We start from the raw sequence: 21,139 nt of genomic DNA on the forward strand, positions 1-21,139 counted from the left end.
AATTAATTTTACCGTTTACCCACCCTAAACAGGTCATGTAAATTGTTATTATTCGCGATAAATATTATTTGGCCTTGACGACTTTTTATGGCAACCATGTTCCTGACATCCTTATCTGCAAAGAATCCAGAAATTTTATAGGGGATAAATTCAAACTGTCCTTGTTCCTTTCCCTTTAAGAAAATTCCAATACCCGCGTCGGCCCTAGTGGTCTCTACTTCAGACTGATAATTGTTGCCAGCCATCAGTAAGTCCTTGGATCCATCTCCGTCGAAATCGGCAAACAGGATACTGTTAATAGGCGATTGTTGCGCTTCACTGGAGAAAGGATGGAAAGAAAATCCGTCCGCACCGTTATTGACAAAAATTCCCGACCTAAGTTCCGTAGCGCTGTAATGCAATGCAGATTCTAGGCCCTTGCCAACGATACCCTCCAAATCCTTATTCGCAAATTCATTATAGGTTGGAATTTTTTGTGCCAAATGGGGCAACTGTTGGGTCATGCATGATTTTCCCCTTACCGGTACCTCCTTACCGTTATATTCTTTGGCCAGGATTACATCCTCCACTCCGTTAAAGTCAAAATCGGAAGTATAAATTTGAAATGGTTCTTCCTTGGAGGCATGGAATTTGGAATTAAGTCCCAAATTACCCGCAACAATATCCTGATCTCCATCACCGTCAATATCGGCCACCAAAAGTCTGTTCCACCAACCTGTGGAAGATGATAGTACTTCATAATCCGAACTTCTTACCAAGGTGTTTTTCTGGTTCAAAAAAACCTCTACTCCCATCCATTCACCTGTTATCACCAGATCCACATGACCGTCACCATTAATGTCGGCCCATTTGGCATCAGTGACCATTCCTATATTCTCCAATTCGGGGGCCAATACCTTGGTTTCAATACTAAATGTCCCCTTATTGTTAATTAGCAAAAAACTTACTGCCGGATAAGGATATCGCCCTGGTACTACCCTACCACCAACGAACAAGTCCATATCCCCGTCATTATCATAATCGTTTGCAACCACAGTAGATCCTGAAGTTAGCATCTCTGGCAGGCTTTGGGAATTAGTGAAATTGCCCTTGCCATCATTCAGGTATAACCTGTCCTGAAGTGGTTTTAAATCCTCGAAAAATTCATAGCTCCCGCTTACTACATAAAGATCTTGATCGCCATCATTATCTGCGTCAAAGAAGGTAGCCCCTATGTCCTCGTATAATTTGTCCTTTTCAAAATCGGAGACCGACTTTTTCTCCAAATCCGTGGAATTTCCAAGTAACAATTGCCCGGCTTCACCCTTGCCGCCACCCACAAAAACATCTTCCAAACCATCGCCGTTAACATCCGCTTTGGCCAAGGCCGGACCTAATTGGGATAATTTGTGGGGCAATAAAATCTGCAGATCATAATCGTTAAAGTACGGATCCTTGTGTTTAAAGTTGGAAGCCACTTTGGTGAAGATGGATTTTTCGGAATTACTGATCTTTGAAATTCCGAACTTAGCGGATTTATAATCCACAGTTACGGTTTGATTGGCATCTACATTATCAAGCACTTGAACTTTACCGTCTGGCCAGATAACTTCCATTTTTTCTACTGACGGATTATTGTTCAGTCCAAAATATTGGGTATTGGGAACCGACGATAGAAAGCCTCTTGTAGGGATTACTTGCCTAGTTTGTTTTGTGCCATCCTTAAAATAAAGGTTTACTATTGTGCCCAAACCAAAGGTGTTTTTTCCTGCCTTTACTAAATCCAATTTTAAATAATTCTTGTCCTGGGTATCCACCGTTCTGTTTTGCAGGAAGGTAGCCTTATCGTTGATATTGTTAATGACAACATCCAAGTCTCCATCATTATCAAAATCCGCATAGGCGGCACCATTGGAAAAAGTAGCTACAGGGTCTACCCATGAATCCGAGACATCTTCAAAAGTTCTGTTGCCATTGTTCCTAAAAAAGAAATTATTCAGTTTTTGTTGGGGCAACATTTGTGCGAATTTTAAAAAATCCTCGGCTGTAGGTTTTCTCCCATTGGCTCTTAGGGTAGCTAAAATTTCGTTATTCTTGTCCCTGTCTATAACATCACGGTATACCCCATTGGTGACAAAAACATCATTAAAACCATCAAGATCAAAATCTGCGGATAACAGCGACCAACTCCAATCGGTATTTGCTATTCCCGACATATTTCCAATTTCGCTAAAGCTACCGTTTCCATTATTCAACTGTAGCATATTGTGCATGTATTGGTAGTGATACCCCTTGTCTACCATCAGCTCAAATTGGTCAATAGAGGTCATGGCCATAGTGGTCTTGGACCTAATATAGTCTTGCGGATTCATGTCCAAGGTCATCAAATCCGGGAGACCGTCATTGTCAATATCGGCCATATCACTGCCCATGCTGTTAAAGGACATATGCTTAAAAAGTTGATCCCGAGATTCTGTAAAGGTGCCATCGCCATTATTAATATAGGCCAGATCCGGAACATTGAAATCATTACAGACATATACATCGGGCCATCCATCATTATTAAGATCTCCAACTTGCGGATTTAATCCAAAACCAATATCATACAACAAACCCGCTTTTTTGGAGACATCCGTAAAATGGCCGGTACCATCATTCTGGTATAGGCGATCACTTCCCTTTAATTCCAAAGTCTTTGGGTCTTTCTGCACTTTGTCCAAATCCAACACCTGTGTCCTACTCGTAATATCTGGCGTATTGGAAATATAAACATCCAAATCATTGTCCTTGTCATAATCAAAAAAAGTAGCTTGAATAGTCCGGTTGTCATCGGCCAGGCCCAGTTCTTCCGCTTTTTCGGTAAAAGTTAGGTCGCCATTGTTTATGTACAATAGGTTTTTGAACTTCCCATCATCATCTTGCCACCCGCCACGGGAAACATAAATATCCAGAAACCCATCAGCATTAATATCGGCCATGGTGACCCCAGTATTGAACCCCGGCAGGTTCTTTATCCCTGCCTGTTCGGTAATATCCTTGAACCTCAGGTCTCCTTGATTTAGATATAGCTTATCCCCAGAAGAATTTGAGGTAAAATAGATATCCTCCAAGCCATCTCCATTAAGATCACCAACTGCAACCCCACCTCCAATATACGTATACATATATTGGTAGTAGTTGGATTCCAGTGTTTCCTCCAGAACATTTATAAAATCGATTCCTGTCTCATTAGAGGGAATAGAGGCAAACAAATATTCCTTTGGTAATATATTTGCGGTATTTTCACTGTTTTTTTTAGAACGGTCACAAGAATAGCAACCTACAAGGAATGGAAAAAAAATAACTACTTTCAATGGTTTTCTCCATTGACAAAATGAATTTAAAAGCACCATAAAAACGAATTCAAATAATCAAATTAATTGCACTCCACAAAGTACAAAGTTTCTTAGTAAAATCCTTATGAAACACTGGTTTTTTCCATATATTAAGAGAATATTTTATGATGGTAAACCCTTGTAAACAGGGGTATTACCACTAATTGGATACAGCTGGGGGAAAATTATCTGATTTTGTGTACAGGACATTGAATCTGGGAGGGTGTTTTTTTGAATTTTACATCTCACCGACACCATATTGAAGTTAAATTTTTTCATCTTATTCGACCCCTTTAACTACATCATCAAGTAGCTTTAAAAACAATAAAATATTAATTGGTACATGGTCTAAAAGTATGTTGTAATAATTTGTTGCTAAACAAGAAAATAATTAGATTCGTTTGTTCTATAACCATGTAATTTGCCATATTTAATTCTTGAAAAATGAAACTAAAAAAAGGAGTATTAAAAGTAACAATAGGGATTCTCCTGATAGGTATTTTAGGCTACTACTATTTGAGAAATAGTTGGGAAAATTTTATAACGGAAAAGGAGTTGACCGAATTTGTAACCAAGGTGAAAATAGCGGGGGAATTACCGGAAAAGTTCTACCAAATGTATGAAGAGGAACATCCCAATGTCCTAACCAATAGCCTAAACCAACAAATACGTACTGGACTCTTTTCAAACAACTTCACCAAAAGCCCAAGTCTATTGGCCGCCATGATTTCAGATAAAAGTCGCCGGGATAATGACAGTACAAGAATATCCAATCGAAAGGCATACACCCTTGCTTGGAAATTGGAAGAGGAAGCTACCCAAAAGGAATGCTTAAATTGGGTTTTGGAAAACTATAAATTTGATCTTTATATTCATGGTGTACATGAGCTGGCCAATTTTTATTTCAAAAAAAGTGTTGCAGAACTTAACGATAGGGAGTTGAGCGATATAATTGCCTTGATGAAAAAGCCCAGTATTGTTAATGTTCCCGATAGATCGAACGAAGACCTGCACTGAGAAAATTATTTTGTTTTATTCTCTAATTTTACCCAAGAAATATTTCCCTTATCCGAAATATTGGACTCTACCGGACCGGCCTTAAAATTAAAAGAACCAATAAACACATCCAGATCCCCGTCCTGGTCATAATCAGCCACATCCAAAGTCTGCCATCTAAAATCAGGAAGGCCATTAATATATTTTGGCTTAAATTTTAACCCTCCTTCATTGATCAGCAAATGAACACTTTTGAACTTTGGATCAGTAAAGTCACCAAAGTTGGAAATCGTTAGAATATCGGTATCGCCATCCATATCAAAATCCTCGGCCATAATTTTGCTAACGCCATGAACAGGCATAAAATATTCTTCAGAAAATTCCTTATCGCCCTTATTGATCAAGACCCTTACTCCATGGAAATTTTTAAGTACCGTGGACAAATCCGAATTATCCCCATTGCCAATTATAATATCCTTTAGACCATCACCGTTCATATCCCTTAACTGAAAATCTACCGAACCGAAGGCCGGCTGAAATTGGACCACTTTTTTACCATTAAAAGAATTTTTGTCATAATCCCAGATCATCATCAATTCATGCTCTTGTGCAAATAAAACCACAATTTCATCCTCCTCATCGGCGTCCATATTTGTTATCTCCACCCTTATTGCTCCGGACAAAGGATGAATGATCTTTTTATTATAGCTACTATTTCCGAAATTTTCAAACCAAGAAAAATCTCCAACATTATTGCCATAATTACAGACAAACACATCGTCGTATCCATCCGAATTTATATCATGGATCAAAAAATCTACGGGCCTAATTAATCCTTCAATTGCACTATCCCCAATTTGTAATTTTCCCTTTGCTTCATCCGAAGGATTAAGGTGGCCAATGGTTAGGAGATAATCCAAGGAATCTTTCTGAATCATTTTAACAGCCGGACTTTCCAAGGTTTTTGTTTTAAGGATTTCACCATCCATATTTAACGTTATCAATGTAGAATTACTGCCATTTCCTAAAATCAAATTGTTCAGTTCTTCATTGTACCAGGTCATGGTGATTAGGGGTAAAGAATCCAGCATAAAAATATGGGGCTCAAAAATATGATCGACCATTTGGTCTTGTGTGGAATATTTAGGGATACTGTTCTCAGACCTATTCAAGTAATAATGTACTATTTTGTCCCATTCCTCCTGAGTCAATGTTGGGTTTAGGATCTTAGCGGAATCGGTATCTGTATAGGTGTAGATTGGTCCATGGGACATTCCCATTTTTAAACCCATATTGGGCAATACCATTTCCCCCCATACTTTTCTCGGCAATGTTTCGGGATTTTGAAACATATGGCATGAGGCACAATGGATTTTTGCCAATTTTTCTCCTTCGGCATGTCTGTTTTTCTTGCCACATCCTACCAAAAGAAATAGTAGCCCCATCCCTAAAACAATCGCTGACATTGAAATAATTACTTTTGGTTTATAGGGCTTTAGCATGTATAATTGATGTTGTTTAGTATAAAATCCTATGTATAGAAAGTATCGACTCTTAAATATACGTTACTGAGATTAATCTTGAGAGATTATTTTTTGTCGGTGTAATTATATCGATCCGAATTCCAAACTTATATAAAAAGTATAGCGGCAAGATTTATCACTAAATCTCACCGCTGTACCAAACTAACTCAAAACTAACTACAAAATTTATTGCTTAATTCCCTAGATTAGGGTTTTGCTCAATTTCCTGCAAAGGTATTGGTGCATAATAATTGTCTGTACCCAAGGATCCCAAGATGGGGTTTTGGGCGGTTGTAAAAGGCTTTGGGCTGCCTACACCATTTTCGTCATATTCTGTGCCTATGGAAACCCGTGGGTTTCTATTACCCAATGCCTCCTGCACTTTCTCTTTACGTACCAAATCGTTCCAACGAATAAACTCTCCTGCAAACTCCCATTTACGTTCGGTAAAGGCCAAATCCTGAATGCTGCCGTCACCCGCCGTAAGATCACTTGGCGATGCTGTAGAAATCGGCAGACCTTCGGCTCTTCTGTGAACCATGTTCAATGCCTCCCATGCGTCTGCACCTGCAGAGCCCGCTTCACCCGAAGCTTCTGCATAAATTAACAACACCTCTGCATATCTCATGTACAAATCACTTCTAAGTGTTTGAAATTGAGCCCAATCTCCATCGCCCAAATCCCCTACGATTTTTCTTAGAATAGGACTTTGTTGATCTTTAAACTCTTCCCAACGCAGCATTCTTGTTGGGCTATCTATGTTAATTGCACCATTATCACCTACGGGTAACTCTGCATAATAGGTAGCTTCCTTTCTAACCCCTTCCGGCATATCCTCAAAAAATCGGATTTCGGCAAAAGTTTCCTGCCAACCATTTAGACCTGGGTCGGAAGGTAATCCCAACTTTCCCATTTTACGATTGGTAAGGTTATCCCCAGCATTACTATAGGCTATTGTAAATACGCCTTCCTGATTAAATCTTCCCTCTAGAGACCATAATTTGGCTAAATCAGGTTCCAGTCCAAAACCATGGGAGGCGGCATTATCCATTACCGATTTGGCACTTGAGGCAGCGGCTGTATATTTACTTGCATCTTTTAAAGGAAACCCTGCCCAGTCCATATAAAGTCTTGCCAAAAAAGCTCTAGCTGTTCCTTTACTTGGTCTTGTAGAACCCACATTGGTACTGACCGGCAATCTTGATTCCGCCGCCAAAAGATCGCTTTCTATTTGTTCAAAAACCTCTAACTGGGAAGCCAAACTTGGTTGTTGAAACGGATCAACTTCCAAAACCAATGGAATACGACCATGTATGCGCATTAAGTGATTGAACATAATTGCTCTTAAAAAATATGTTTCCCCTACCAATCTCTCCTGTTTTGTGGGATCCGGATCGGGCAATGTTTGTCCTTCCACACTTTGAAGCACGGTATTTGCAGCACGGATCATCTCGTAGACCCCATTCCAGTTGGTTTGAGTCCTGGAATTTTCAGGGGTTACAAAGCGTTGGTCATATTCCCTAAAGTCAGCCTTGTTACTGGCAACGTGGGTAGTTATATCATCTCCGGACCAACCATTTACATAAAAGGTAGACATCCATGCTGCCTTATTAAGTTTTCCATAGATACCTGTAACTCCCAACTCCAACTGAGGCATAGAACTATAGGTCACAACTTGTAACTGGGAACCCGCAGGATTTTCATCAAGATCGAACTGCTCACAGCTATTGAAACTTAACGCTAAAGCTGCAAGGAAAAAGACCCCTAAAAGTTCTTTAACTAATTTATAAATTTTTATTGTTTTCATATTTTCGATGTATTTTTCTATTAGCATTTTTTTAGAATCCAACTTTTACTCCCAAAGTATACGTTCTTGGGATAGGATAAGCTCCAACATTTATACCTGGAGCAACGTCCGCATTCCCTTGATCAGATCCTCTTCTGGAGGTTGCCTCAGGGTCATAACCACTATAATCTGTGATCAGGAACAAATTCTGACCACCACCATAGATCTTAACGGTAGTGTCTCCCAGCCAAGATTTATCTTTTAGGGTATACCCTATGGTTAAGTTACTTAACCTCACAAAATCCCCTTTTTCAATATATCTTGAAGAATTGAACAACTGCACAGTTGCCGGGATATCGGTTTCGTTGCTAGGAGTCCATTGATTTACTTGATCCGATGCCAAAAAACTTCTAGAATCACCTGCACCACCAGTAATCTGTGCCTGCATTAAATTGTAAACATCAAAACCATGGGAACCGTTCACGAAAATGTTCAGATCCAAGTTTTTGTACGTAATGGTATTATTGAAACCCCAGGTCATGGTTGGCGTACCATTACCAATGGCACCAAAAACAATCTCGCCATCTGCATCCCTTAAGTATTTGGCATCGCCAGGTACTTTACCAAATGTGGCCGCGGTGGCTGCCTCTGAACTTTTCCAAGTTCCTAGGAAGGTAGCTCCATTAAATTGTCCAAGGGGTTCCCCCAATTGAATGATGTTGGCCCTTCTGGCTTGTCCGCCTGGAACTTGGACTAGACCTTCAATTTGTTCAAGGCCACCAAATAATTGGGTAACTTCATTTTTAACATAAGACCCGGCAAAATTGGCGTTCCAGGTAAGATTTTCATTCTGGATAATATCATAACCAAAGGCAATATCAATACCAAAATTTTCAACTTCACCTATATTTTGGTTAACATTTCCACCACCATTGGTTCCTGAAACAGGCACACTTAAAAGCAAATCCGAGGTTATTTTTTTATACCCATCTACACTAAAGTTACCTCTTCCTTCATTAAATCCTAGATCTATTCCTACGTTGGTTTGAGTAGTAGTTTCCCAGGTAAGACCTTCATTGGCAAAACTGGTTATGAAGGTACCTGGGGAATTTGCACCGCCCGTATAAGCATAACTGTTATTATCCAAATTTGCGAAGGTACCGTAAGTACCAACACCTTGGTTACCTACCTGACCCCAACCGGCCCTTAATTTAAGATTATTGATGAATCCGGAACTTTCGGAGGGGTTGATGATACTATATCCTGCGGCAATAGATGGAAAGAAACCCCATTTATTGCCTGGTCTAAATACAGAGGTGCCATCATATCGCCCAGTAGCGGTAATGGAAAGATTATTATCTAAGATATACTCTGCCCGTAACATAAATGAAGATAGTTCTCTTTCTCCAAAATTGTTGCCAATAGAAAATCCTCCAGCTGTTTCTGCAAAATAAAACCCGTTTGGCAGCAGCAGGTTATCGGCATTATAAGTATTACTGATATTCTTGGCATTGGAATATTCCTGAACTCCGGTTAATTTAACATTGTGCATATTATTAAATTCTTTTTGCCAAGTAAATATGTTACTTATTTGAAATGATGTGTACTTATACGCTCCATAATTTGCATCTGGAGTATCATCAAGACCTTCAACAGCATATCTTTGAACGGTAGAATTGTTGTTTTGAATACCGGCAATAATGGTATAACTGAAATTATCGGTAAATTGATAGTTTGCGTTCAAGGTAGCACTTATCTTATCCGCAACATCGCTAACATCTGTTTCACTTAAGGTTAAGACCGGGTTCAAGTTCAGTGATGCAATACCTTTTATGGAGCGTCGGTTATAATTACCGTTCGCATCAAAAATTGGGGTTGTTGGATCCCAGGTCAATGCTTTGGCTATCAAACTTCCTTGTCCGTTACCAAAACTCTGGAAATTATTTTTTGTTTCTCCCCTACTACCAAATATATTAAGACCTACTTTAAATTTATCACTAATTTGAGCTTCCAAATTGGATCTAAGTGTCAATTGCTGATATCCGGTATTAATAACAGTACCTTCTTCATCCCTATAATTACCTGATAGGAAATAGCGTAGCCTACCCTCTGAGCCGCTGGCAGACAGCTGTAAGTTTTGGCTAAAACCAGTTCTTAAAATTTCATCTTGGTAATTGGTTCCACCATTGGCTTCCAGTGCTGTAATTTCAGCATCTGTAAAAGTCGGATTTTGACCAATATTTAATTTTCTTAGATTTTCAATTCTTGCAAACTCGCCTACGTTATCGGCTAAAGTTGGCAGAAAATCCGGAACTTGGGAAACGGTTGTAAAAAAATCAACATTGATTTTTCCTTTACCAGAACCCCTTTTAGTGGTAACGAGTATAACACCATTGGACCCCCTAACCCCATAAATCGCGGTTGCGGAAGCATCTTTCAGTACATCCATAGAGGCGATGTCATTTGGGTTAAGTGTGCTTAGGTCCCCTCCCAAAACACCATCTATAACCACAAGCGGGTCATTGTTCCCCGTAATTGAGTTAACTCCCCTAATACGTACTTTAATACCGGCACCTGGTGCACCGTTTTCTCTTGCCACAGTCACACCTGCCGCTCTACCTTGTAAAGCTTCATCGACCCTAGTTACTGGTTGGTTCTCAAAAGACTCCGAAGTAACACGCGAAACAGCCCCTGTAACATCCTTTTTCCTGGTCGTTCCATAACCAATTACAACAACATCCTCTAATTGTTGTACATCTAGATCCATTTTTACGTTTATGGACGTCTTTGATCCTACAGCTATACTCTGGGTAGTATAGCCTATATATGAAATCACCAATACGTCCGATGGTGCGGCCTCGATACTATATTTGCCATCAAAATCGGTAACCACTCCAGTGGTGGTACCTTGAATCACAATATTGGCCCCTGGAATGGGCTGATCCATTTCATCCAAAACGGTACCTGTAATGTTTTGTTGGGCATACATTTGTTGAAAGCCCATTAATGCGAGAAAAAGCCCTGCAAGGAAACATTTTCTCGTAAATTCCAAAAGTTGTTTTTTCATAATCATTAAAGTTTAGTTAAAATTGAGTTTACTGGTTAATTTTTGATTTACTTCGTAACTGATTAAATGGAATTTGTCCAATCATGCCTAAGTGGTTCTTATAAAATCCTAGATCAATCAAGTTCTTTACTTTAAGATATTGGCAATTTAGCTTTGGGGTAATTCATTATTTGCCAATTATTCTATCCTTATTTTTGCAGGTCGTTAGTTTTGAGATTGGAAAACTAATAAATCTATAATTCCACAGTCCAAATTGGCACTAGACAAAAACTAGACAAGGCCAAAATATTGGATCAATAGGATTCTAATAGAGATTTGAGTCCGATGTTTCCACATCATATCAAGTATTCAAAAAGCATAAAGAATTCTCTCATATCAAATATATTTTGGTACTGCAATTAAAATTTCTCAAAATTATCCTAAGAAAAAGTAACATATGGTTCCAGATCTACAACATATGGTTTTAGGGGTTTTTGGAGAGGTGTCCGTTCCCAAAAATGGCTATCAATTACTTATTCCAACTTACGAACCATTAGACAATTCTAGACTATACACTTCGCTCCGATAAAGGAACCATAATTCAGAAGTACCTTATTTGCGGTAATTACCTTTCTATGACACTATTTTAACCATAATATTTTGGCGCTATGGGTATTAAATTAACAATAGGAGCCTATTTGTATTTCTAATTTCCCATTCTACCATTGTGGGGACAAATAATTACACCCAATCATATACCAGCGAAATTTAACCGTAGTTAAACCCGCTTTTGACTTCTCAGCTACATTTTAATACCCTGGATATACAAGCATATGAACAGGATAAAAGAAGTAAATGTGCGTTTAGTTGTCCTATTTAATTTATCTAAGGGATATTTTAAAAACATTGGCAGTTTCATCCAATGGTATTCCATCCAACTTTAGCACTAGGGCCTTCTCATTGTGGTTAAACTGAATTTTCTTTCCAGATCCTAGATGAATGATATGTAGGATATCACCTTTACGTAATTTGAAGTTAGAATTTAGGGATGCAATTTCTAAATCTCCATCCGGTTTGCCCAAACATGTGGCATAGAGGTGGTCCCCATTTACGGTAAAGCGAATATCTTCCTTGGTGTACTGAATACCCCTTAATTTAGCCCCTGCGGTCTCAAATAGTTTGGCCCATTCATCGGCATTGAAGTTTTCACCCTTAAATTGGGATAGTAGCTCTTCATTGGACAGGTTCTCCTTTCCTTTTTCATAGCTTATGGTCTGTATGCCCCAATGACAGTAAATTCCAAACTTGGCATCCATAAGCCATTGTGGGGTATGGTGACTTCTGAGAGAATTCCAAGAAGGAACATATTTATTGTCTTGGGCCAAGACGGCGCTACTGATTGAGAATAACGTAGAAGTAAGGAGGAAGACTACTTTTTTCATATTGGTTGGTTTTACAATATTATATTCATTTTACTAATCCATGGTATTATACTTATCTATTCTTTTGCCATTCAAGCTTGTCGATACTTACACCCCTATAGGGCCATTCTACACTGGAGATATACCATTGGCCATCTTCTCCCTTAAAAATTTCAGGGGCGTGCGAATTTAAAACGGTAATTTCCTTTTCGTTATCAACACCAAAATCTGTGAGATCATCCGAGTTATACACATAAGCCTTGTGGGTATAAGCACCTTGGATGTCCTTGCCATCCCAATCGTCTTCCCATGCACATACAAATAAGTAAAAAGTATTGTTGTGAAAGATCAGTGAGGGCGATTCCGGATCAAACTTATTGGTTTTTAGTATAGTCTGGGGTTTGCTCCAAGTGATCAGATCTTTGGAAGATGCCATACGGACACTTTTAATGGAACAGTAGGTTAAATAATAGGTTCCTTGGTAAAGAAGTATATTGGGATCCCTTGCACCATCAGAGTCAGAAAAAAGTTCCCCTTTCGGCTCCCAATCGTATAAATTTGATGATGTTGCCAAGCGAATGGGACTGTGGCCGTACACCATTTGATATAGTCCATCTTTTCTTATAATATAGGGTGCATGGTTGGCGGATATTTCACCTGGTCGGTCCTCTGGTGTTAATATTTTGGGCAAATCGTTATACTGATGTTCTTTTACCGTTTCTTTAAAATTGGTTGCAGCTGACACTGCATGAAAAGAGGCGTATTCCCCCTCGTGAATTCCTTTTTTAAGCGGTTTGGTTTCTACCAAAGGATGTGTTATTCCAAATATATGCCACTTACCGTCATCGGCCTTTACAAAGGTGTGGTCGTTGGGAACCCATTCGTCATACCACTTCCTTTCTTTTAGGTTTGGAGTGTTGGGACCAAAGAAGTAGTCCCCGTCCGGTTTGTAGATGTGGATATACTCGTTGCCCTGTTTGGGCAAGAGGATATCTTTTTGGGCATATAATTGTGATTGTACTAGTACTAGAACGAATAAGACTTTTAACCTCATGATAGTTTATTTTAAGTGAACTGAATTTTTATTGGCCTTTCCTGAATACTGAACCACTTTTTTTATACCTAAAGCTTCAATGTCGGTATTCTAAAGTTTTATATTCTGGCTGTCAGCACCTTTTACCTTCATTAAATATTCAACTTCTCGGGAAGAAAATAATTGGTCAAATTTTAATTTTTTTCCATTGGTAATCAGAATTGATGAGCCGGCACTAGGTTGAATATCAAAATGTAGCTTTTCAAAACTACTTTCCGTCACATCGTCCATGACAATGGCGGGGCGGTTATCGTGGTCCCTTAGTTCCATGCTCACATTTTTTACCGTTAAACCTTTCACATGCCTTAAATACATACCATAGGACGGTAGTGTGCCAAAAAACAATTGCTCCGGGTAACGCGCTTCATCCTTAGGGACGATACGGTCCTTAACATCCAGATCTCGAAAGCCGGTGTAGGATAAATGGATATTTTCCATAACAACATCTTCAATGTAATGATCGGGCAGCCCTGTAAACATAATACCCTCGGTGGGTGGCCTACTGTCAAAAATCTGGCAATTCTCCACCTTTATATTTCTAAAACCACTTTTAGAAGCAGTTCCGAATTTTAAGGAAGCGCAGTAACTACTTACCGTGTAGTTGGCTATATAGAAATTTTCGGTGATCTTGTCTACACTACTTTTTAAACAAATGGCATCATCTTCCACCTGAAGGTTACAATCTGTAATTTATACATTGAAACAGCCATCAAAGTTCATTCCGTTATTGTTCTTATTTTCTTTGTTGTACACCGAAGTATGATGTATGTTTATAACATCGCACTCCTTGAAGTAGATACACCAAGACCCCGAGTTATTAATGATCGCATTATCGAACTCTATATTTTTACTGTTTTCAATTCTAAAAAGCTTGGGCCGCTCCGGACTGAGCTTGAACATATAGCCTTTTCCATTGATCTCGGAGCGCTGGTGGCCTATAATATTAATATTTTCTACGCCATGGGCATAAAATAGGCATTTGGAAAAATGAGGTTCTTCCGTGGCAATGGGTACCTCTGCATAGTCTTCAAGTGAAGAACTTCCGAATAGTTCCGAATATGCCTCCATTTTAATGGTAGCATTGCTCTTTAAGAAAAGTGTACCTGTAACATAGGTGCCTTTAGGGATAATTACCGTACCCTTACCGTTTTTGGAACAGGCATCTATGGCAGCTTGTATGGCTTTGGTACTAAGATCGGCATGGGAGTCTTTGGCCCCATAATCCAGAATATAATAAGTTTGGCCGGTCAGGACATTTAGAGCCAAACAAAACACAATTGAGGCTACACGTGGTAAGAAGTTTTTTCTTTATTTTTTCATACGGATAATTCATGAGGTGGTAGATTAAATATTTGTTTTAAAGGTTTTTGTTATCATTGTGAACTCTTAATAAAATTCCCAAAAGTCATATTTTTCACCTTCTATATTTTCTATGGAATCCCCTAATTCCTTTGCCTTTTCCTTCATTTCATTACGCATGGTCTGCACTTTTTCCCTATACTCTGGAAAAAAAGAGAGGTCCTGTACTTCCCACGGGTCTTTGGCTATATTAAATAATTGGGTTACTCTGGACCCCCTTACCGATTCGCCGGTATTATTTTCATAGTCCTTGGCCCTTACATATTCTATTAGTTTATACGCTCCTTTTCTATACGCTCTTTGAAATTGTTTGTATGCGTGGTAGGTATAATCCCGAACGGTTGCTTGTTCATTTTTGATAATAGGCAAAAGACTCTTGCCGGTTACCGAATTCGGGACCTCCATACCAATAATGTCGTAAATAGTGGGAAAAATGTCGAAGTTATAGACAAAAGCATCCCGCTTACTGCCTTTATCTTTGATCAAATTCCCAGAAAAGATCAATGGAATATGCACCCCATCTTCATCATAAATATTCTGCTTGCCCAGAAGTCCATGATTACCGACGGCCAAACCGCTATCCCCTGCAAAAACGATCAAGGTGTTGGCATAGGCACCACTTTCCTTTAATGCCGCAATGACCTTTCCCAGTTGGGCGTCCAAGTGAGAAATAATGGCATAATAATCTGACAGTTCCTGTTTGGCAATTTCCGGTGTTCTGGGCCAAGGTGCCAACTCCTCGTCCCTCAATACCATATGGCCGTTATCAAAAGGATGTTGTGCCATATAGGAAGGTGGGAGTATAATATCTTCAACAGGGTACAAGTCTTTATATTTTTGAGGTGCCTGCCTTGGATCGTGGGGGGTTGGAAATGCCAGGTACATAAAAAACGGTTGTTTTTTCCTATAATCCTGAAAAAAGCCCAATGCCTCATCGGCCAATACTTCGGAAACATGAGGTCCCGTTTTTTCGGTACCTGTAGGTCCCCTCTTATCATCTTCGGTGAGGGGGCGACGAATAATGTTGCCATCTTTATCATATTCCAACAAATAACTATCTTCCTCCTTATAAATACCATCCTTTTTCCAGTCACTAAAGGGCATTCTAAACTGGTCCGTTAAATAACGTGGCTTTCCGGAAACCTTGGCACCACTGTTAAAAGATCTTGCCAAGGTCTCAAGGTCCTGATGCCATTTTCCGATGTGATAGGCATAGTAGCCCGATTTCATAAAAGCTTCCCCCATTGTGGTATGCTCCTCTGGAATGCTTTGGCCATGTCCCTGCAATTCAAAAAGGTTTCTTCCTGTCAATAACATCGCTCTACTGGGTATGCAAGTGGCCCCGGAAAAAGAACCCATCAAATAGCCATTGGAAAATGAAATACCATCTGCTGCAAGGGCATCCATATGGGGAGTCTGCAGCTGCATACCTTTCAAACTATGAACCCCGGAAAACCTGTGGTCATCCGTGTAGATCACCAAAACATTGGGCTTTTTGGTCCTTTTCCCTTGAGCGTTCACCGGCCATATGGAAAGGGCACAGAGAAGGCTCACGGATAATTTTAATGCGATTTTTTTAGTGTTCATTTCTTTCTGGTTTACTTCTTTAATTTATTGATTTTTAATAGGGTTACCAAATAATGAGCATGTACTTTTATGACTTGGCAGATCCATTATTTACTTCGGTTTATTTTAAAATTGTTATTCGGATATAATCTTAAAGGCGAAAGCATGGGCACCCACTTTTTTATTGGGCAATTGAATTCTAAGTCCCTTGTCCTCTACCTTAAAGCCCAATGGTTTTTTATAGCCCAATAATTCAATTTTTTTAATTTTCCCAGAGTAATATTTGTTGGCCTTTTTTAAGGTATTTATTTGCAACTCCCCATCAGCGGGCCAATCCAAGGCAATGGCGTATAAGACCCCATCTTTGGTCGTAAAGCGAATGTCTTTGGAGGTGTTATCCGGATTGCTGCGTTCGCTCAAATGGCCTTCGACCACCTTTGTTCCGCCTTCCCCGTATACCTCAAAAGTTCTTGTGCCATATATTGCCTCCCCATTTATCTTTAACCATTGTCCTATTTCCAAAAGTCTTTCCTTCACAGGTTCGGGAATTTCACCGTTGGCTTTGGGGGTAATATTTAAAAGTACCGCACCATTTTTACTGACCACATCTACCAAAAAATCGATCAGTCTATTAACGGATTTATAATCTGGATTTTTGATGTGGCTCCAGGAATTCCAATCAATGGAATCATCTGTTAGCCAGGGAAATTCTTTTTTCTCGCTCATCCGGGCGCGTTCCAGATCCAAAACGGCACTACCTGTGGCAAAATCATAGAACTTATAGGTAGATACTACCTCCTGTTTTTTCTTAGTAGCCTGATTGTAATAATATTCTAGAAATTCTTTGCGGTATGATTCTCCAATGACATCCATTTTATTGTCGAACCACACCAAATCAGGATTGTATTTGTCAATAATTTCCTTTAGCCTATTCAACCATTCCTGATTAAAGCTTTCGTCGGCAAGGGGGTAATATTTTTTAATTCCAGCATCAATATCATGTGTTGACGGGGGGTATTGAAAGTCGCCCTTTTTCATCTGCGGTCCGTATAGGCCTGCGTATTTGGGGTCGCTCGCGTCCGTAGTTTCATCCCAAGTAGGAAACCAGCCCAAGAGCCATTGCCTATGAAAGGTGGCAATAAATTTCATATCCCTTTTTCTGATCTCTTGTGCAAGTTCCTCCATTATATCCCTTTTGGGACCCATTTCTTTGGCATCCCATGAAGTAAGTTTACTATCCCACATAGCAAAGCCATCCGCATGTTCTGAAACGGGCCCGGCAAATTTTGCCCCAGCTTTTTCAAAGAGATCGGCCCATTCGGCAGCATCAAATTTTTCGGCGGTGAACATTGGGATGAAATCTTTGTATCCAAACTCCTTCAATGGGCCATAGGTGGCTACGTGGTGGTCGTAAAACTCACTGGCCTTACCGTTCTTGGCTTCAGGGTTATTTTCGTTGACGTACATCCAATGAGCGTACCATTCATTTTTAAATTCAGGAACGGAGTAGGGTCCCCAGTGACAATAAATACCAAATTTGGCGTCCAAGAACCACTCAGGGGTCCTGTGCTGTTTTAGGGATTCCCAATCGGCTTGATAAGTAATATCTTGTCCCCTATTTTCCTGCAGCCATAGCAAGGTTAAAATAACCAGGAGATACCAGTTGATGGCTGATGTTTTTATTTTGATTCGTTCCATATATTCTACTATTGAGTTTTTAAAGTCTTATTTTGTATTGATTTTAGTTAGAGGAACCAAGGTGCGGTTCAAGCGCAATTCATTAATGTCTGCATGTAATACGTCGTCCAGTACTATTGGGTTACGTAGATCCTTATTTAGAACAATTAGGTTGAAATTATCCACGACTAGGCCATCAATATGTCGTGCGTAAATCCCCGAAGCCGGCAGGGTACCTACCAAACTAAACTCTGGCCACCATCCATTTAGCACTTCTTGTGTATATTCCTTTATTTCCCATTTATTGGCATCTTCCGCCGTTCCTCCTCCGGAAACAACAAATTGAACATCCTTTATGGAGATATCCTCTATACGGTGCTCTGGAAATCCGGTCAGGAAGAAGGCTGAATTTTTATCTAATTTGGAATTATCCACTACAATATTGCTAAAACTAAAGTTGTGCATACTCGTTAAAGGTTCCAGTTCGCCTTCAGGAATATCTACGGAAGCACGTTGTGGGGCAAAAGTCATAAAAATAGGCCGTGGCACGTTTTCCATAACCAAATTACTAAAGACCATATTCTTCATTTCACCCCCTTCGTTCTGTTGAATTTTGAGTCCGGAATCCTGAATGTTCTGGAACGTACAGTTGGTTACGGTAACCGATTCGATATTGCCTCTAGAGAGTAGGCCTATACGCATACCGCCCCATTTGGTACTAAAATGGCAATTGCTCACCGTGATATTTTTGCAGGGTCTATCCGGTCGTGAAGCCTGAAGACAGATGCTATCATCACTGTTATCAAAATTGCTGTTGACAACGCGAACGTTGGTACATCCATCAAAATCCAAGCCGTCACCATTGTTGTTAACCCGACTTTTAATATTGATGCCGCTGACACTGATGTTATCGCAATATAACCAAGCCGAAGTCCAGGCTGCCGGATTGATCAAGGTGATATTGTTCAGGTGTATATCGGTTACGTTGACAAACCTGATCATCATAGGACGCCCTCCCTTGGCCTTGGTGAAGTTCTTTTGGTAGCCATTCCCGTCTATAGTACCATAACCGTCTATGGCAATGGAGCGGGCATCTTTTGCGAATATCAGACAACGATCCATATGGGGTTCGTTTTTATACATATTTTTATGGGTGTCCGTACTATAGTCACTGTAATTTGGACTACCTAAGAGTACGGCGCCGTTTTCTAGGTGTAGGGTTACGTAATCCTTCAAATAGATGGTTCCGATCAAAACGGTTTTTCCCGAGGGTATAAGCACCCTGCCACCGCCATTTTGGGTACAGGCATCGATAGCGCTTTGCACTGCACGGGTGTCCAAAGTAGTCCCATCCCCTTTGGCTCCATAATCCAATACATTAAAGTCTTTGGCAAGCAAGGTCAAAGGAAGATAGATCAAAATAACAAGAATTATTCTTTTCATGCTTTATTACTTGGGTTGAATGATCAATCCCCTTTCAGCTTCACTATCGGCAGTGTACCGGAGTACCATCGGAGTATCTTCCCCCCTTGCCATCTTTATTTCCATTTCCCATACCGTCCTCATTTTTTCCAGTTCTTTAGTGTAGACCTCGTCCATGGCCAAATTGGTAGCCTCTTCTGGATCGTTCTTTAAATTAAAGAGTTCTTCATAAACCGCTTGCTCTCCGTTTAGTGGGCCCTCCACAAAATCCCTGTATAGGGCTATATCCGGGTCGTGGACCTGATATAACATACTGTTCATATTTATATCCATGGCTTTCGCGGTTGCTATTTTTTTACTCGCTGATAGATTTTCATTCTTGTAATATCTTACGTATTTCCATTCCATGTCCTGTACCGCTTCGCATCTTGGGTTGCCAAATTGGGTGGACCATAAATTTTCGGTATAGAGAAATGACCGTACTGCAGTTTCGGAGCCAGCAAGTATTTCGCCTAAATTTTCGCCCTGATAACTATCAGGAATGGCAACACCCGCCATGGTCAACATGGTTGGGGCAATATCGATACTTTGCACCAAGGCATCGGAAGTTTTTCCACGAGTAGATTTTTTGGATTTGGGATCAAAAATAATCATGGGTATGTGGGTAGTAACCTCGTAGCAGAATGCCTTGCCCCCAAGACCGAACTGCCCCATAAAAAGTCCGTGGTCCGAAGTAAAAACTATAACCGTATTCCTGTCCAGTTTCTGATCTTTTAAGGTTTTTCTAAGTTGGCCTACCAACCGATCTATTCCCGTCATGGCCTCCATTTGCCTTATGTAGCGCTCTCTATGGCCTTCTGGGGTGTCTACATAATTGTAGCCAAGCTGTCTATCGTTGGCACGGTGTATTTCTTTTGGTAGTTTGGGTGCTACAATGTCTTTTTTGGCCACATAGTTTTTGGGAAGGGGAATATTCTTATCCCTGTATAATGTCTTATAGATCTCATCGTCGGAATTCCTCATCTCCATACTTCCCGTACCTGCTCCATGGGGGAGGTTAAAGCATACCGATAGCATAAAAGGCCTATCGGCCGGGCGTTGATCAATGAATTTTAGGGCTCCCTCCAATTTTTGCTCGTTGGATAGAAAGTCCTGTATACCCTCCCCAACTACTTCAACCTGTGTATCCATTTCAGCATCCTTGAAAATCCCATGTCGTTCCTTAGGGTAGAAACCCAAATGTCCATGACCGGCATACCAATAATCAAAGCTTTTCTCCATTACGCCGCTGTCATAACCGCCCTTACCTACCGGCACATGGTTTTTACCTATCCATCCCGTATAGTAACCATTATTGCGCATAACCATGGGATACGTATTTTTCCACCCCTCTTCGGACATACTGGTTCCCGAATTGAAATTCACACCGTGTTTACGCTCAAATTGGCTGGTAAGTATACTTGCCCGACTGGGAGTACAAATGGCACTGGTAATATGGGCATTGGTAAAAAGAACACCGTCTTGTGACAATTTATCCAAATGTGGTGTTTTTACAATTTCGTTTCCTGTGCAGCCCATCATTCCGTATTGTTGGTCATCCGTAAGGATGAATATGAAATTGGGGCGTTCCTGTGCCAGGGATTGGGTGTGGGGGGTAATACATAATGTGAAGACTACAACGAGCAATTGGAAAGTATTTGCTTTCTTATTTTTTTTCATTTTCTATTAGGTATTTTGTTTTAAAAGATAGTCCCGCCTCTGATAGTTGTTTGGAATAACAAGATGATTTTATTTTGTATGCACCACCGATTATATAGTGAAATCGAAATATCGATATGAAATTCCATATTTATTTTCCTTTCTAGTGCAACAGACTAATTAAATGATGCAACAGATG

At 40.0% G+C, this 21,139-nt stretch carries 13 protein-coding genes; 1 reads left to right on the forward strand and 12 read right to left on the reverse strand.

What is annotated here, in order from left to right; genetic code table 11:
- Positions 1 to 8: 8 nt before the first annotated feature.
- Positions 9 to 3,332, reverse strand: coding sequence for a VCBS repeat-containing protein (locus MWU84_RS03130; protein WP_246898135.1), 3,324 nt, complete (start codon positions 3,330 to 3,332; stop codon positions 9 to 11).
- 465 nt (positions 3,333 to 3,797) lie between these two features.
- Here MWU84_RS03130 and MWU84_RS03135 point away from each other — a divergent pair, with 465 nt between their 5' ends.
- Positions 3,798 to 4,370, forward strand: a complete 573-nt coding sequence (locus MWU84_RS03135) for a transglycosylase domain-containing protein (protein WP_246898137.1) — start codon at positions 3,798 to 3,800, stop codon at positions 4,368 to 4,370.
- A 5-nt stretch (positions 4,371 to 4,375) separates the two neighbouring features.
- On the opposite strand, the gene MWU84_RS03140 is transcribed toward MWU84_RS03135, so the two are convergent.
- From MWU84_RS03140 to MWU84_RS03190, 11 genes are all read right to left on the reverse strand, one after another.
- Entirely contained in the window at positions 4,376 to 5,815 is a 1,440-nt protein-coding gene (locus MWU84_RS03140) for a VCBS repeat-containing protein (RefSeq protein WP_246898139.1), read from the reverse strand.
- A 250-nt stretch (positions 5,816 to 6,065) separates the two neighbouring features.
- The gene (locus MWU84_RS03145) at positions 6,066 to 7,679 is read right to left on the reverse strand and encodes a RagB/SusD family nutrient uptake outer membrane protein (protein WP_246898141.1); all 1,614 of its coding nucleotides are present in this window, start codon (positions 7,677 to 7,679) and stop codon (positions 6,066 to 6,068) included.
- Between the two features lie 31 nt (positions 7,680 to 7,710).
- Positions 7,711 to 10,725: a TonB-dependent receptor gene (locus tag MWU84_RS03150; RefSeq protein WP_246898144.1), complete on the reverse strand. Its 3,015-nt coding sequence runs from the start codon at positions 10,723 to 10,725 to the stop codon at positions 7,711 to 7,713.
- A gap of 860 nt (positions 10,726 to 11,585) precedes the next feature.
- The gene (locus MWU84_RS03155; protein ID WP_246898146.1) at positions 11,586 to 12,146 is read right to left on the reverse strand and encodes an alpha-L-fucosidase; all 561 of its coding nucleotides are present in this window, start codon (positions 12,144 to 12,146) and stop codon (positions 11,586 to 11,588) included.
- Positions 12,147 to 12,198: 52 nt separating this feature from the next.
- Positions 12,199 to 13,179: a family 43 glycosylhydrolase gene (locus MWU84_RS03160; protein WP_246898148.1), complete on the reverse strand. Its 981-nt coding sequence runs from the start codon at positions 13,177 to 13,179 to the stop codon at positions 12,199 to 12,201.
- Between the two features lie 90 nt (positions 13,180 to 13,269).
- The gene (locus MWU84_RS03165) at positions 13,270 to 13,887 is read right to left on the reverse strand and encodes a hypothetical protein (RefSeq protein ID WP_246898150.1); all 618 of its coding nucleotides are present in this window, start codon (positions 13,885 to 13,887) and stop codon (positions 13,270 to 13,272) included.
- Between the two features lie 21 nt (positions 13,888 to 13,908).
- Positions 13,909 to 14,484 (reverse strand): glycosyl hydrolase family 28 protein, encoded by a 576-nt coding sequence (locus MWU84_RS03170; RefSeq protein ID WP_246898153.1) that lies wholly within the window; start codon positions 14,482 to 14,484, stop codon positions 13,909 to 13,911.
- Positions 14,485 to 14,604: 120 nt separating this feature from the next.
- On the reverse strand, positions 14,605 to 16,164 hold the full coding sequence (locus MWU84_RS03175) for a sulfatase-like hydrolase/transferase (protein ID WP_246898155.1): 1,560 nt from the start codon (positions 16,162 to 16,164) through the stop codon (positions 14,605 to 14,607).
- A 114-nt stretch (positions 16,165 to 16,278) separates the two neighbouring features.
- Positions 16,279 to 17,841 carry an alpha-L-fucosidase gene (locus tag MWU84_RS03180; protein WP_246898157.1) on the reverse strand — a complete coding sequence of 521 codons (1,563 nt, stop codon included), beginning with the start codon at positions 17,839 to 17,841 and terminating at the stop codon, positions 16,279 to 16,281.
- 27 nt (positions 17,842 to 17,868) lie between these two features.
- Positions 17,869 to 19,263, reverse strand: a complete 1,395-nt coding sequence (locus tag MWU84_RS03185) for a glycoside hydrolase family 28 protein (protein WP_246898159.1) — start codon at positions 19,261 to 19,263, stop codon at positions 17,869 to 17,871.
- A 6-nt stretch (positions 19,264 to 19,269) separates the two neighbouring features.
- Positions 19,270 to 20,961, reverse strand: a complete 1,692-nt coding sequence (locus tag MWU84_RS03190) for a sulfatase-like hydrolase/transferase (RefSeq protein WP_246898161.1) — start codon at positions 20,959 to 20,961, stop codon at positions 19,270 to 19,272.
- Between the last annotated feature and the right edge of the window lie 178 nt (positions 20,962 to 21,139).

Source organism: Arenibacter sp. F20364 (assembly GCF_023015905.1).
Classification (GTDB): domain Bacteria; phylum Bacteroidota; class Bacteroidia; order Flavobacteriales; family Flavobacteriaceae; genus Arenibacter.